This window comes from Streptomyces laculatispora (genome assembly GCF_017353455.1).
Taxonomy (GTDB): domain Bacteria; phylum Actinomycetota; class Actinomycetes; order Streptomycetales; family Streptomycetaceae; genus Streptomyces; species Streptomyces laculatispora.
This window is the reverse complement of sequence record NZ_JAFMPZ010000581.1, coordinates 1-13,185: the sequence shown is the minus strand read 5'-3', so window position 1 is coordinate 13,185 and position 13,185 is coordinate 1. Positions and strand designations below refer to the sequence as shown.

At 69.5% G+C, this 13,185-nt stretch carries 14 protein-coding genes; 9 read left to right on the top strand and 5 right to left on the bottom strand.

The features are described from left to right. The first annotated feature begins 115 nt into the window (after positions 1–115). Both J1C73_RS30810 and J1C73_RS30805 read left to right on the top strand, forming a co-directional pair. Positions 116–625 (top strand): NfeD C-terminal domain-containing protein, encoded by a 510-nt coding sequence (locus J1C73_RS30810; RefSeq protein ID WP_207319247.1) that lies wholly within the window; start codon positions 116–118, stop codon positions 623–625. 76 nt (positions 626–701) lie between these two features. Then, entirely contained in the window at positions 702–2,150 is a 1,449-nt protein-coding gene (locus J1C73_RS30805) for a flotillin family protein (protein ID WP_207319246.1), read from the top strand. Between the two features lie 492 nt (positions 2,151–2,642). On the opposite strand, the gene J1C73_RS30800 is transcribed toward J1C73_RS30805, so the two are convergent. Further along, positions 2,643–4,022 (bottom strand): NsdA family TPR-like regulatory protein, encoded by a 1,380-nt coding sequence (locus J1C73_RS30800; RefSeq protein ID WP_504744802.1) that lies wholly within the window; start codon positions 4,020–4,022, stop codon positions 2,643–2,645. Between the two features lie 91 nt (positions 4,023–4,113). Here J1C73_RS30800 and J1C73_RS30795 point away from each other — a divergent pair, with 91 nt between their 5' ends. The 4 genes from J1C73_RS30795 to J1C73_RS30780 all read left to right on the top strand — a co-directional run bounded on the left by J1C73_RS30795 (position 4,114) and on the right by J1C73_RS30780 (position 6,872). Continuing rightward, a complete protein-coding gene (locus J1C73_RS30795) occupies positions 4,114–4,506 on the top strand; it encodes a hypothetical protein (protein WP_207319245.1) in 393 nt (130 codons plus the stop codon). Positions 4,507–4,591: 85 nt separating this feature from the next. Then, a complete protein-coding gene (locus tag J1C73_RS30790) occupies positions 4,592–4,813 on the top strand; it encodes a hypothetical protein (RefSeq protein ID WP_207319244.1) in 222 nt (73 codons plus the stop codon). Beyond that, the gene (gene tgmB, locus J1C73_RS30785) at positions 4,813–5,787 is read left to right on the top strand and encodes an ATP-grasp ribosomal peptide maturase (protein ID WP_242644944.1); all 975 of its coding nucleotides are present in this window, start codon (positions 4,813–4,815) and stop codon (positions 5,785–5,787) included. The genes J1C73_RS30790 and tgmB overlap by 1 nt, the downstream gene beginning before the upstream one ends. Further along, a complete protein-coding gene (locus tag J1C73_RS30780) occupies positions 5,784–6,872 on the top strand; it encodes a methyltransferase domain-containing protein (RefSeq protein WP_207319243.1) in 1,089 nt (362 codons plus the stop codon). The genes tgmB and J1C73_RS30780 overlap by 4 nt, the downstream gene beginning before the upstream one ends. Before the next feature lie 287 nt (positions 6,873–7,159). On the opposite strand, the gene J1C73_RS30775 is transcribed toward J1C73_RS30780, so the two are convergent. After that, the gene (locus tag J1C73_RS30775) at positions 7,160–7,573 is read right to left on the bottom strand and encodes a hypothetical protein (RefSeq protein WP_207319242.1); all 414 of its coding nucleotides are present in this window, start codon (positions 7,571–7,573) and stop codon (positions 7,160–7,162) included. Positions 7,574–7,756: 183 nt separating this feature from the next. On the opposite strand from J1C73_RS30775, the gene J1C73_RS30770 reads away from it, so the two are divergent. Then, positions 7,757–8,227, top strand: coding sequence for a cation:proton antiporter regulatory subunit (locus J1C73_RS30770; protein WP_207319241.1), 471 nt, complete (start codon positions 7,757–7,759; stop codon positions 8,225–8,227). Between the two features lie 2 nt (positions 8,228–8,229). Then, on the top strand, positions 8,230–9,480 hold the full coding sequence (locus J1C73_RS30765) for a cation:proton antiporter (RefSeq protein ID WP_207319240.1): 1,251 nt from the start codon (positions 8,230–8,232) through the stop codon (positions 9,478–9,480). A 49-nt stretch (positions 9,481–9,529) separates the two neighbouring features. On the opposite strand, the gene J1C73_RS30760 is transcribed toward J1C73_RS30765, so the two are convergent. Then, complete coding sequence (locus J1C73_RS30760) at positions 9,530–10,081, bottom strand: MarR family winged helix-turn-helix transcriptional regulator (RefSeq protein ID WP_207319239.1); 552 nt, start codon at positions 10,079–10,081, stop codon at positions 9,530–9,532. A 129-nt stretch (positions 10,082–10,210) separates the two neighbouring features. On the opposite strand from J1C73_RS30760, the gene J1C73_RS30755 reads away from it, so the two are divergent. Further along, complete coding sequence (locus J1C73_RS30755) at positions 10,211–10,738, top strand: nitroreductase family deazaflavin-dependent oxidoreductase (RefSeq protein WP_307797835.1); 528 nt, start codon at positions 10,211–10,213, stop codon at positions 10,736–10,738. Positions 10,739–10,767: 29 nt separating this feature from the next. Here J1C73_RS30755 and J1C73_RS30750 read toward each other — a convergent pair whose 3' ends face one another. Together J1C73_RS30750 and J1C73_RS30745 are read right to left on the bottom strand one after the other, a co-directional pair. Then, a complete protein-coding gene (locus J1C73_RS30750; RefSeq protein WP_207319238.1) occupies positions 10,768–12,264 on the bottom strand; it encodes an MFS transporter in 1,497 nt (498 codons plus the stop codon). A 147-nt stretch (positions 12,265–12,411) separates the two neighbouring features. Next, the coding region (locus J1C73_RS30745; protein ID WP_207319237.1) for a PucR family transcriptional regulator at positions 12,412–13,185 on the bottom strand (774 nt) is incomplete at its 5' end.

Sequence of the window (13,185 nt, the reverse complement as noted above, 5' to 3'; positions counted from 1 at the left end):
AGCGCTTAGAACACTGCCGGGCCCCGGCAGTGTCGCCGGACCGGTATGTATGGGACCATCCAGCCAGTTCGACGGAAATGTTCGGGGGATTCCGCAGATCGGGAGGGGTGATCACGTGACCTTGTTTCTCGGTCTCGGTATTGCGGGAGTCGTGCTGCTCGCGCTGTCCCTGATCTTCGACGGAATCCTCGAAGGCCTCTTCGGAGGCGTGCTGGACGGCCTCTTCGACGGGCTGCTCTCCCTTCCGGTGATCGCCGGCTTCGTCTCGATGCTCGGCTTCGGCGGCGCCATCGTGCTCGGCACGACCGGCGTCGGCACGTTCGCCGCCGTCGGGGCCGGTGTCCTGGCCGGTCTGGTCGCCGCCTGGCTGACCTGGAAGTTCAGCCAGGCCCTGATGCGGGACCAGACCAACGCCACGCCGCGGGACGCGGATCTCGTCGGCTCGGCCGGCTCCGTGGTCACGGCCATTCCGGCCGACGGCTACGGCGAGGTACTGCTGCGGCTGGGGGGTCATGTCGTGAAGCTGTCGGCGAAGAGCCCCGTGCCGGTCGAACGCGGCACCGAGATCTGGGTCGAGGCCACGCTCTCGACCACCTCGGTCTCGGTCCGCCCCGTCGAACGCTGAGCCGGCAAGCCGGCCGGTCCACCACCGCTCGCAACAGAACTGCCGTCCCCGTCGGGAGGCAGAGGGGGACACCCTTATGAGTCCAGTCCTGATCGCCATCGTCGGAGTCGTCGTACTCCTCGTCCTGCTGGCCCTCGTGGTCATCACCCGCTACAAGGTCGCCGGGCCCAGCGAGGCGTTCATCATCACCGGCCGCCGCGGCAAGAAGTCCGTCGACCCGGTGACCGGGCGGGCCAGCATCGACAACAGCGGCCAGAAGGTCGTCGTCGGCGGCGGCGTCTTCGTCGTGCCGTTCGTCCAGCAGAAGTTCACCCTCGACCTCTCCAGCCGGCACATCCCGATCGCCGTGCGCGGGGCCGTCACACTGCGCGGGGTGAAGTCCAACCTCGAAGGCGTCGCGATCGTCAAGGTCGGCGGCAGCGAGGACGCGATCCGGGCCGCCGCCCAGCGCTTCCTGCAGCAGCAGAACGGCATCGTCGGCTTCACCCAGGAAGTGCTCTCCGGCGCGCTGCGCGCCATCGTCGGCCGGATGTCGGTCGAGGACATCATCCGCGACCGGGCCGCGTTCGCCGGCCAGGTGGCGGAGGAGGCCGAGGCCAGCCTGTCCGGCCAGGGCCTGATCCTGGACGCCTTCCAGATCCAGGACATCACCACCGAGGGCTCCTACCTGGAGGACCTCGGCCGCCCGGAGGCCGCCCGCGCCAAGCAGGAGGCGGACATCGCCGAGGCGATCGCCCGCCGCGCCTCGGAGCAGGCCCGGCTGAAGGCCGCCGAGGAAATCGCCATCGCCGAGCGGACGTTCTACCTCAAGCAGGCCGAGATCAAGGCCGAGACGGAAGCGGCCGCCGCGAAGGCGAACGCCGCCGGTCCCCTCGCCGAGGCCGCCCGCCAGCAGGAGGTCCTCCAGGAGCAGGAGAAGGTCGCCGAGCGCCAGGCCGCACTGACCGACCGCGAGCTCGACACCAAGGTCCGCAAGCCCGCCGACGCCGCCCGTTACCAGGCCGAGCAGGAGGCGGAAGCCCGCCGTATCGCCCAGGTCAAGCAGGCCGAGGCGGACGCGGAGCGCTCCCGCCTGACCGGTGAGGGCGAGAAGCTGCACCGCTCCGCACTCGCCGACGCCGTACGCATCGAGGGCGAGGCCGAGGGCGCCGCCATCGCCGCGAGGGGTTCGGCCGAGGCCGAGGCCATGCAGAAGAAGGCGGACGCCTTCGCCCAGTACGGCGACGCGGCCGTGCTCCAGATGCTCGTCGAGGTACTCCCGCAGGTCGTCGCCAAGGCGTCCGAGCCGCTGAGCGCCATCGACAAGCTGACCGTGATCTCGACGGACGGCGCGAGCCAGCTCTCGCGCACCGTCACGGACAACGTCGCCCAGGGCATGGAGCTCCTCAGCTCCACCACGGGCGTCGACCTCGCCGCCCTGCTCAAGAACCTCAAGGGCGCGACCCCGAAGACGGAGATCCCGGCCCAGTCGGACACCGCCACCACCACCACCGCCCGGAACGGCAAGATCGAAGTCACGGACTGACCGTCCACCACAGCAACACCCACACGTGCCCGGCCGGTTCCCCACCGCCCGGGCACGCGTGCGTCCACGCTCGTCCCGCAAGATCGACGCGCACGGTCAGCGGCCCTGCCCGCCGGCGCTGGAGCAGCCCCGCGTGTGGGGGAGGGTGCAGACTCCGTTACCTGCGGGTTTATCCGGCGGACTGCCTGAGTTCAAGCAGCTTCAGCGAATCGGACACTTCACCTCTCTCGCTCGGGAGCGAAGCAGGCGGGGCCCAACAACTACCCGCAAGACCACTTGCCCTCAAGGGCGTTGGTCGTCAGCCGTGCTGCCGACGCTGCCGGATGCGGGTTTCACTGACGAGTAGCGCACTCGGCTCCCTGCGGGTGAGAGGGTCCGCCCCATCAACGAAGTGCGTCACCCACCTTCAGCCCAACTGGCCAGGAAGGGCCGCCCTCCCAAGAGAGGGACCCGGCCCCCACCCACAGCAAGGATCAGCGCCCGGAACAGAAGTCAGGCCTTCATGGCGGCTACCAGGCAAATTCTTTCACTCATACCTTGAACTGCCCGGGATTTCCGGTGCTTGGCGAGACTCTTTCGCATTCTCTCGAAGTGCTCGTCCCCCCGGGCTGTGGAAAGCGCCATGTAGTCGTTGAGGAAAGTCCCCCACGAGGCGCAGGACTCCTCGATATGACCGAGCTCAAACTGCCGCTGGGCCAAAACGGCATTCGCATGCAGACGCCCCTGCCTCTCCTGAAGTGGCATGGCCTTGATCGACTGCTTCATGGCCCCGATGGAGTTCGCCAAGTCCCGGTTCTCGTAGTGAACGTGAGACACGTGAAAAAGGTAGGCGGCCTGGTCATATCCGCCGACCGATTCACGACGAGAGTCCGCCTTCGAGAGCGCTGACTCGGTCTCTCGAAGCCGCATGACGGCAGCACGCTTGTCTCCTACCATCGCCGAGGCATGGGCCTGCTGCCCCCGGAGGAATGCGACAAGCCTGGGGCCGGCCTGTGGAGCCGCTTCGGCTGCAGAGTCAGCGAGCTGCAGTGCCCTACCGCCGTGGCGCAGGTTGGTCGCTTGCAAGCTCATACCCCGAAGCGTCCGACAGTACGTGGCCTGGTCACGGGACTCCCCCGCAAGCTTGAGCGCTTCGAGGTAGTACCTCTGACCGAGCCCGTGGGCCCGCTCATACATGGCCATCCAGCCGGTCAAGTAGGTGAGATCGGAGGCCGCGGACAGCATGTCATCGTGCACTTTCTGAGTACCACCGGCCTTGAGGTACGAGGCCACAGTATTGACGAGAAATGCCGCGGCCATAGGCCTCGCGTGGCCGCCGCCCAGTTCATCAAGGATGTCTGCGATTCTTTCCGTCATCCTGCGGACAGTCTCGACCTCGCCTTGACCGATACGTCCGGTGGGCTTCGTGATCCTCTCTCCGTCGTCGGCGTTGGCAACGTCGGCGAACAGCGGGACAGAGAGCGCCGCCGAGTAGAGGCCCGCGGCAAGAACGCGACGGCGTGAGGGGTCCATGTCCGCCTTCCCGAGTTGCAGCAGAGCTTCGACCCCGTCGCCCGACTCATTCCCCTCCTCCGACTTCAGCCGCTTGAGTCCGGCTTCGTCATAGGGAACGGGTCGCCCGAGCTTGCGTTCGAACGCCTCGATGATCAGTGGCCTGACTCGCTCGGTCGGCTGTGTCCCTCTGATCCAGTGCGCCACCGTGGACTGGCTGTACGTGAGCCCCATCCCGGCCTCGGTTCCGAGCCGGTTCACAGCCTGAGCAAGTTGCGTCTCGGACCATTGCGCCTGGCCAAGGAGGTTCTTCAGCCCGGCGTTGCGCTGCTTCTCGGACGCTGTAGCCACATCAACTCCCGTTGCATTCATGGGATTCATGCTTTGCCCTCCCCTCCAAGGTACCCGCCCCGGCACTCTGCGCGGTTAGCTGTTCACGCACCGCCGCCAAGCGGCCCGGAGGGGACATGTGGTGACCACCGTGACGAAAGAACACGACGCTCCAACCGTCGATGCCACGGCTGACCGGCTTCCGATCGACGTGGAATCCATTCACGACGGCTTGGCCCACGCGCTGATGTTGCCGCTGGCCACCACAACCCGGGAGGACATCAACGCGAGCGTCCAACAGGTCTTGGGACACCTCAACGTCCTGATGGCAGAGGAGTTGGGATACGACTCGGACGCGGACGTGCGTGGTCTGTTCAGACAGGCATACGCCCTGCTCGATCTCAGTCGGCGCCCCGACGAAGAGACCGCCGTCTTCGAGGTGTTCACGTACCTCGGCGACACGGTTCGCGTGGCCATGCGCTTCCTGGACAAGTTCGAGGCATCCCTGAGGGCACCGGCTCAAGGGCCCACCTAGTAGTCCCACCCCGAGCCGCACGCCGGGCTGTGCCCTTTCCGAGCAATCGCTGGAAAGACCGACGCGAAACCATCATGGAGAAATCATGGCAACTACCACAATCCCGTTCGCCACTCGTGCCGCTGAGCCGCCTTGCCTGGTCACCACGTCCATCGTCGGAGTCACCTGGGACGAGGGCCGACAGCTCAACGTCCAGGCAGACGGTTCGCCTTGGCACACCGCCGACCACGCGGCGTCGACCACCGATACCAACCAGGACGGCAAGGGCGATGACGTGACCGACCCCTACTTCGCTCCCGCCTCCTGATGAGCGCCGCCCGGCCGGTGCTCGTCGTCGCCGAACGGCTCGATGCCTCAGCTGACATGGTCGTGGACCAACTGAATCGGCGCGACGTAGCCGTCATGCGATTCGACTCAGCCGACTTCCCCCAACACCTCACCCTGACCGCCGGCCACCGGCCGACGGCCGCGGGATGGGAAGGCGTCCTGACCGACGAGCACCGATCGGTGCGGCTCGAGGACGTCCGGGCCGTCTACTACAGGCGGCCCGGACGCCCCGTCATCGCCGACACCGTGACCGAGCCGTACGCGACCTGGGCCCGAAACCAAGCGGACGCAGCCATCCTCAATCTGCTGTCCGCCCTGCCCGTCCGCTGGATCAACAACCCCCACCACGACCGCATCGCCGCACACAAGCCGCAACAACTCGTCGCGGCCACCCGCGCCGGCCTGCGGGTACCGCGCAGCATCATCACGAACGATCCGGACGAAGCCCGCTCCTTCGCCAAGGCCGTGGACGGCCCCCTCATCTGCAAGCCAGTCCTCGGCGGACGCCTGAACACCGGCGCGGACCGGCACCTCATGGTGGCCACCCACCGGGTCGACCCGACCGGCTTTGACGACAGCATCCGGCTGACCGCGCACTACTTCCAGGAAGACATCCCCAAGAAGTACGAAGTACGCCTGGTCGCCGTGGACGGCAACCTGTTCGCAGGAACCATCGTGGCCACCTCCGAGAAGGCACGCACCGACTGGCGCACCGACTACGAGAACCTCAAGTACGGCACGACCACGGTGCCCAAGAAGGTCGCCGCGGCCGTTCGGCGCTTCATGGCCTCGTACGGGATCGTGTTCGGCTCCTTCGACTTCGCCGTCACCCCCGACGACGCGTGGGTGTTCTTCGAGAACAACCCGGCCGGCACCTGGTCATGGGTCGAGAACCGCACCGGCCTCCCCATCGCCGCCGCACACGCCGACTACCTGCAAGGAATCACAACATGACCGACCCGAGCACCACCACGTCGGCCGTGCTGCGCGCCAGGTTCGCCGCCATGCTCGGCGAGGAGCGTAAGAGCCCATGGCTGGCAGCATTCGCCGACGTGCCGCGGGAACACTACGTCCCGAGCTTCTACCGACAGGACGCACAGGGCCAGTGGCAGAAGGTCTCCGAAGGCGACCCGGGCTACCTGGAAACCGTGTACTCGGACACCGCACTGACGACTCAGCTCGACGAACACGGCATCCCCACATCGTCATCCAGCGAGCCCCGGTTGATGCTGACCATGCTCGATGCCCTCGACGCGCGGCCCGGTCACCGGCTCTACGAACTGGGCCTCGGCACCGGATACAACGCCGCCCTGGCCTCAGCACACCTCGGTAGCGACAACGTCGTCAGCATGGACATCGACCCCGATCTCGTCCGCCTCGCACGTCGGCGCCTGGCACGGGGCCAGCACCACCCCCTCGTACTCAACGGGGACGGCGCGCAGGGCTACCCGGACCGGGCACCGTACGACCGCATCATCGCGACAGCCGGTCTGCACGGCATCCCACCCGCCCTGCTGGGCCAGGCCCGGCAAGGGACGGTCGTCGTGGCCCCGATCGGGTTCGGGATCGCGAGAGTCGTCGTCTCGGGCGACGGCGAGGCAACGGGACGATTCCTGCCCGTGCCCGCGTTCTTCATGCCCCGCCGCACCCCCACAAAAGGCCCCGACTTCGCCACCCTGGAAACCCAGACCGGCCAGCCCACCACGGTCCCCGCGACCGACGCACTCGACAGGCTCAAGTTCCCCCTGTCCCTGGCACTCCCCGGATACAGCTCATGCACCTGGCAGAACGAAACAGGTGAGGTGACCGGCGTCGGACTGTGGACCGAAGACGGTTCCACAGCCACGGTTCACGTATCGGGCAAGGCCCGGCAGACCGGCCCCCGGAGGCTCTGGGACACAGTGGAAAGCCTGGCCTCCGCCTTCCCCAAGGACACCCCGGCCCGAGAGGACTTCGGCCTCACGATCACGCCGGAGGGACAGCGGGCCTGGTACCGAGAGCCAGAAGGCCCCTCCTGGTCATTGCCTGCGTGCAAATGAATGAATCTTCGCCCCGCCTCGGAGCGGCGGGGGACTGTGTTCCCACTGGAAATCCCGACGCAGGGGTTCATGTCCTGCCATGCGCGGGGAGCAGCGTCGGGGCGACCAGAGGGTTCGGTGGGGCGGGGGCATCCCCACATGCGCGGGGAGCGGAACGAGCGCTCGACACCTGTCAGGCCTCAGGAGGGCCGCCCCGTCTCAACGGGTCTGACCAGTCGCACCGAACCTTGATCGTCGTGCGGTGGTCTGGTTCGAGGGCCGATGAGGTCAGGCGAAGAGGGCACCCGCTACGGGCCCTCAGCGCCGGCGTCTCTCGCTCGCATGGCGGCGGCCGCCTCCAGCAGGGACCAGCCGTCGACCTCCGTCGGCCTCCGCTCGTCCGGTTGCCACCCACGGTCCAGTGCCACGTCGAGCAACGCCCGGACGGCGCCCGGTTCGTGCAGGTTCAGGTCCGGACCCCGGATGAAGCCCACGTCCCCGGAGCCGAGGGGTGCCCCGCCCGGGACGTACCGGCCGGGGCCGCGGTCAAAGATGACGCGCAGCGGGCCGCCGCTGCCGGCCGGTTGCGGGGACAGCGTGAGGGTCTGGCGGCAGTCCACGGAACGGCCGTCTTCGTCCTTCTGGTGGCTGTGGCGCATCGTCCACATGTACACGCGCCCGGCGGCGACGAGTCGGCGCGGCGCATCTGAACGGCGAGGCATTCGGCCGAGGGTACGCGGCCGGATCAGCACGAGACGCCCCTCCGGTGATCAAACCGCCCGCCCCCGTCACCGGAGGGCCGAAACCCGCACCCCCGGGGCGGCGGAAGGTCCGGTTAGGGTAATGCGGGACTAAAGAGATCACCAAGTGCGTTTTGTGAGCGTCGCACTCCTCGGGAGGAAGCCATGGGAACCCACCGCACCACGCTGCCCGGAGTCGGAGTGCAGTACGACTACACCACCGAGTCGGGCCAGCACATCTCCGTCGTCGTGCACCACGACGGGCGCCGGTTCATCGGGTTCTACGACCAGGACGATCCTGATTCGTGCCGGCTCTCCGTACCCCTGACTCCACAGGAGGCCACCGGGCTCGCGCACCTCATCGACGCTGCGCCGATCGACGCCGTACGGACCGACGGCATTGATCTGGTCACCGAGCACATACCGCTCGGGACGCGTTCCCCGTACGGCGGCCGGCTGCTCGGGGAGACCCGGGCGCGGACCAGGACCGGGGCCTCGATCGTGGCGGTGTTGCGGACACACAGTGCGCATCCGTCACCGGGGCCGGACTTCCGGCTGGCCATCGGGGACACGCTCGTCGCCGTCGGTACGCGCGAGGGCGTGGACACGCTCTCCGAGATCATTGCGGAGGGCTGATCGTGCACGACACGACCGCACTGCTGGTGGAGCTCGGCTCCGTCATTCTGGGGCTGGGCATCATCGGGCGGTTCGCCGGGCGAATAGGGCTCTCGCCGATCCCCCTCTATCTGCTGGCCGGACTCGCGTTCGGCGAGGGCGGGCTGCTGCCGCTCGGGGCCAGTGAGGAGTTCACCGCCGTCGGCGCCGAGATCGGTGTCATCCTGCTGCTGCTCCTGCTGGGGCTGGAGTACAGCGCCAGTGAGCTCGTCACCAGTCTGAAGACGCAGTATCCGTCGGGCGCGGTGGACTTCGTGCTCAACGCGACCCCGGGTGCCGTCGCCGCGCTGCTGCTCGGGTGGGGGCCCGTGGGGGCCGTGGCGCTGGCCGGGGTCACCTGGATCTCCTCGTCCGGGGTGATCGCCAAGGTCCTCGCCGATCTGGGGCGGCTCGGCAACCGGGAGACGCCCGTCATCCTCGGGGTGCTGGTCATCGAGGACCTGTCGATGGCCGTCTACCTGCCGCTGCTCACCGCGATGCTCGCGGGCGTGGGCTTCGCCGGGGGGAGCATCGCGCTGCTCGTCGCGCTCGGCACCGTCGGGTTCGTGCTCTATCTCGCGCTGCGGCACGGGCGGCTGATCAGCCGGGCCGTGTCCTCCGACAATCCCGAGATGCTGCTGCTCGTCGTGCTCGGGCTGACCGTACTGGTCGCCGGGGTGGCCCAGCAGCTTCAGGTCTCGGCGGCCGTCGGGGCGTTCCTCGTCGGCATCGCGCTCTCCGGAGAGGTCGCGGAGGGGGCGCGCAAGCTGCTGACCCCGTTGCGGGATCTCTTCGCCGCCGTCTTCTTCGTGTTCTTCGGGCTCTCCACCAATCCCGCGGAGATCCCGCCGGTGCTGCTCCCGGCCGCGCTGCTGGCCGTCGTCACCGTCTTCACCAAGATCGCCACCGGCTGGTACGCGGCCCGGCGGGCCGGTATCGGATCGCGCGGGCGCTGGCGGGCCGGCGGCACGCTCGTCGCCCGCGGCGAGTTCTCCATCGTCATCGCCGGTCTGGCCGTGGCGACCGAGCCGCGCATCGGCCCCATCGCCACCGCGTACGTCCTGATCCTGGTCATCGTCGGCCCGCTCACCGCGCGCTGGACCCAGCCCGCCGTCGAGCTGATCCAGAAGTGGCGCGGCAAGGACGGCGGCACGGCTCCCGGTGCCGGCAGCGGCACGGCTCCCGCCGCCCGGGTGACCGTGCCGCGGGAGGAGCTGACTCCGGCCGCCGACTGAACGTCAGCCGTTCTGGGCGGCGGGGAGGTCGGGCAGCGCCGACTGAACGTCAGCCGTTCTGGGCGGCGGGGAGGTCGGGCACCCAGCCCAGGGGGTACGCGTCCGCGCCGCCCCCGGACACGGCCGGCTCGCCGCCCGCCGCGGTGAACGCCGTCAGCGCCTCGATCAGCGCGGACCGCTGCTCCGGCGCGAGGCGTTCGACGATCGAGGCGATCTCCCGGCGGCGGCCGGCCGTGACGTCCTCGACGAGCTGGAGCCCCTCCGGGGTCACCCGCAGCGCCGTCTCGCGGCGGTTGGCCGGGTTGACCTGCCGTTCGGCCAGACCGGCGACGATCAGCCGGTCCAGCATGCGCATCGCGGTCGACGGATTGACGCCCAGCCGCTCGGCCAGTGAGACCAGCTTGGCGTCCCCGTGCGTGGCCAGGACCACGAGCAGCCGGAACTGCGGCAGCGTCACCCGGTCCTCGAACGCCGCCAGCGACCGCGCGGAGACGGCCACCAGCAGCCTCGACGCCGTCAGCACCGCCCGCGTCACCGCATCGACGTCGTCCCGGCGCGGGGCGGACGGTCGTTCCTCAGATGCCTGTTCGTGCGCGGCCATGCCCCTTTGTACCGTGCCGGACGGCCGTACTCGCACCCGGGCCGGACCGTGACCGAAAGGTGTCGTACCGGCCCCGGTCCACGGCGTGCGACGGTGGCGCACATCTTTGGATTGTGCAACGTTTGCACCGTGACGCATCAATCCGAAGCTTCGCTCGAACCCCGGCACCCGGCCCCTCCGACCGGCTGGCGGCGTACCGCCGTCCGGCTGCCCGTCCATATGTTCCGGGCCGGGCTCGGACCACTGTTCCGGGGACGCCTGCTGCTCCTCGTCCATACCGGGCGCACCTCGGGACAGCCGCGCCGGACCGCCGTCGAGGTCGTCGAGTCCGCGACGGTGGACGGCCGGCGGAGCTGGACGGTGGCGTCCGGATTCGGGCCCGCCGCCGACTGGTACGCCAATCTGAAACGTACGCCGCAGGCCACCGTGCAGGTCGGCCGCCGGTTCCACGCGGTGACGGCGGCCGATCTGCCGGCCGAGGAGGGCGGCGAGCTGATGGTGCGGTACGCGCCCCGGCACCCCCGGGGCGCGCGGCGGCTCTGCTCGTACCTGGGGTTCGCGGTCGACGGCAGCGCGGAGGGCTACCGGGCCGTGGGCGAGTCCATCGCGTTCGTACGGCTCACGGAGGGCGTCCGGACCGCCGGCAGCGACCGATGAGAGCGGGCAGCGACCGATGAGGGCCGGGGTCAGGCCCGTACGGGTGCGGGCTCGTCCACCAGGTAGGACTGCGGCACGCCCCGCCGGTAGAGGATCACCGTGAGCAGCAGTCCGACGGCGAAGAAGCCCGCGGACCACCGGTACGCGGTGGAGTAGCTCTCCAGCTGGGCCTGGGCGACGGCGGCCGGGGTCGGGCGGCGGCCGGCCAGGTAGTCGGCGGCCGCGCTGGTGGCGAGGGTGTTCAGCAGCGCCGTACCGATGGAGCCGCCCACCTGCTGGCTGGTGTTGACCATCGCCGAGGCCACTCCGGCGTCCCCGGCGGCGACCCCGGCGGTGGCCAGGTTCATCGCCGTGGCGAAGATCATGCCCAGTCCGAGCCCCAGGCAGATCAGCGGGGGCAGCACATGGGCGAAATAGGTGCTGTTCAGGTCCAGGGTGGTCAGCCACACCATGCCGCCCGCCGCGATACCCATGCCGAGCGGCACGATCGGTTTGGCGCCGAGCCTCGGCACCAGGACGTTGGTCGTCGTCACGGACGTCACGATCATCACGGCGATCATCGGCAGGAACGCCAGACCGGTACTGACCGGCGAGTAGAACAGGCTCTTCTGCAGGAAGTACGTGAGGAACAGGAACACCCCGAACAGGCCGCCGCCGGAGATGAACATCGCGAGGTACGACGCGGCCCGGTCCCGGTCGAGCACCACCCGCATCGGCAGCAGCGGATGCGCGGCCCTGGTCTGCCACCACGCGAACGCCGCCACGAGCACCACCCCGGCCAGCAGGAATCCCCAGGTGTCGGGTGAGCTCCACGGATGCGTCTCGGCCCTGGAGAACCCGAACACGATGCAGAAGAGTCCGGCCGAGACCAGCACGGTCCCCGGGATGTCGAGCTTCGGGCGGTCGGTGGGCGCACCCGCGGTGAGCAGGCGCCAGCCGCCGACGAAGGCGACGAGTGCGAACAGCAGGTTCACGTACAGGCACCAGCGCCAGTCCAGGTACTCGGTGAGCACCCCGCCGAGCAGCAGCCCCACCGCGCCGCCCGTGCCCGCGATGGCCCCGTAGATACCGAAGGCCTTCGCCCGTTCCTTCGGGACGGTGAACGTCGTGGTGAGCAGGGAGAGCGCGGCCGGGGCCAGCAGCGCGCCGAACATGCCCTGGAGGGTGCGGGCCAGCACCAGGACCTCGAAGCTCGGGGCGGCACCGCCGATCGCCGAGGCCACCGCGAAGCCGACCAGCCCGGTCAGGAACACCACCCGGCGGCCGACCAGGTCGGCGATCCGGCCGCCGAGCAGCAGCAGCGAGCCGAAGGCGAGGGCGTACGCCGTCACGATCCACTGGCGGTTCCCGTCGCTGAAGCCGAGGTCCTGCTGGGCGGAGGGCAGCGCGATGTTCACGATCGTCGCGTCCAGCACCACCATCAGCTGGGCGAGCCCGATCACCGCCAGCACCCACCAACGGTGCGACGGACCGCGCCCCTCCCCGCTCCCGGCCGATTCCCTCGGCTGACGCGCGTGTCGGGCCATGGTGTGGATCTCCCTCGTTGCGCACACCGCCAAAATCCCCCGACTGATCACGCTAGGTGGAGGTGGGCCTGCCCGCATGCGGGGAGCGTCGCCGGGGCACGGTTCTGCCGGGACCCGGCAGAACCGGGAGAGCGGCAGGTGGGCGGCTCACACCTCCTTCGCCGGCCAGTCCAGCAGCCGGGCCCCGATCACCGCCGTCTGCAGCGTGTAGCGGTGCATCGGGTCGGAGGGGTCGGAGCCGGTCAGCTGGTGGATCCGCTCCAGCCGGTAGGTGAGGGCGCGCACGCTCAGCGCCAGCCGGCGGGCCGTCTCGGCCGCGACACAGCCCGACTCGAAGTACACGGACAGCGTCTTGAGCAGCGGTTCCGCACCGCCCCGCGCCTGCTGGAGCGGGCCCAGTTCGCTGCGCACCAGATCGGACATCGCCTGCCGGTCCCGGGTCAGCACCGGATAGACGAGCAGGTCGGCTGAGTACAGCACCGGATCGTCCAGGTCCATCCGGTCGGCCAGATCGAGCGCGTCGAGCGCCTCGTCGTACGACTGGACGACACCGCCGGGGCCCCGGTGGGCGCGGCCGACGGCGACCCGGCCGCCGTCCGTCGCCGCGTGCGCCTGCTTGGCGAAGTACCTCAGGACGTCGGGCTGGCTGCCGGGCGCGATGCAGATCAGCCGCCCGTCCTTCGTCGTGATGAGGATCTTCCGGCCGCCGAACCGGGCCAGCAGCGCCGACTCCACATGCCTGGGCACGGCATCCGTCTCGGTGTACGCCTCGGGGCCCGCCGCCACCGCCACCGCATGGGCGCGGGAGAGCCGCAGCCCGAAGCGCGTGGCCCGCTCGGCGAGCCGGCCCAGGTCGCTGCGCCCGTACAGCAGGTCGTCGATGAACTCCCGGCGGGCCGCCTCCTCCCGCCGCACGGTGAG

Excerpts from the sequence above, each read along its gene's own strand:
- J1C73_RS30805 (WP_207319246.1), top strand. The coding sequence starts at position 702 with ATGAGTCCAGTCCTGATCGCCATCGTCGGAGTCGTCGTACTCCTCGTC.
- J1C73_RS30750 (WP_207319238.1), bottom strand. The coding sequence starts at position 12,264 with ATGGCCCGACACGCGCGTCAGCCGAGGGAATCGGCCGGGAGCGGGGAG.
- J1C73_RS30775 (WP_207319242.1), bottom strand. The coding sequence starts at position 7,573 with ATGCCTCGCCGTTCAGATGCGCCGCGCCGACTCGTCGCCGCCGGGCGC.
- J1C73_RS30780 (WP_207319243.1), top strand. The coding sequence starts at position 5,784 with ATGACCGACCCGAGCACCACCACGTCGGCCGTGCTGCGCGCCAGGTTC.
- tgmB (WP_242644944.1), top strand. The coding sequence starts at position 4,813 with ATGAGCGCCGCCCGGCCGGTGCTCGTCGTCGCCGAACGGCTCGATGCC.
- J1C73_RS30790 (WP_207319244.1), top strand. The coding sequence starts at position 4,592 with ATGGCAACTACCACAATCCCGTTCGCCACTCGTGCCGCTGAGCCGCCT.
- J1C73_RS30770 (WP_207319241.1), top strand. The coding sequence starts at position 7,757 with ATGGGAACCCACCGCACCACGCTGCCCGGAGTCGGAGTGCAGTACGAC.
- J1C73_RS30760 (WP_207319239.1), bottom strand. The coding sequence starts at position 10,081 with ATGGCCGCGCACGAACAGGCATCTGAGGAACGACCGTCCGCCCCGCGC.
- J1C73_RS30800 (WP_504744802.1), bottom strand. The coding sequence starts at position 4,022 with ATGAATCCCATGAATGCAACGGGAGTTGATGTGGCTACAGCGTCCGAG.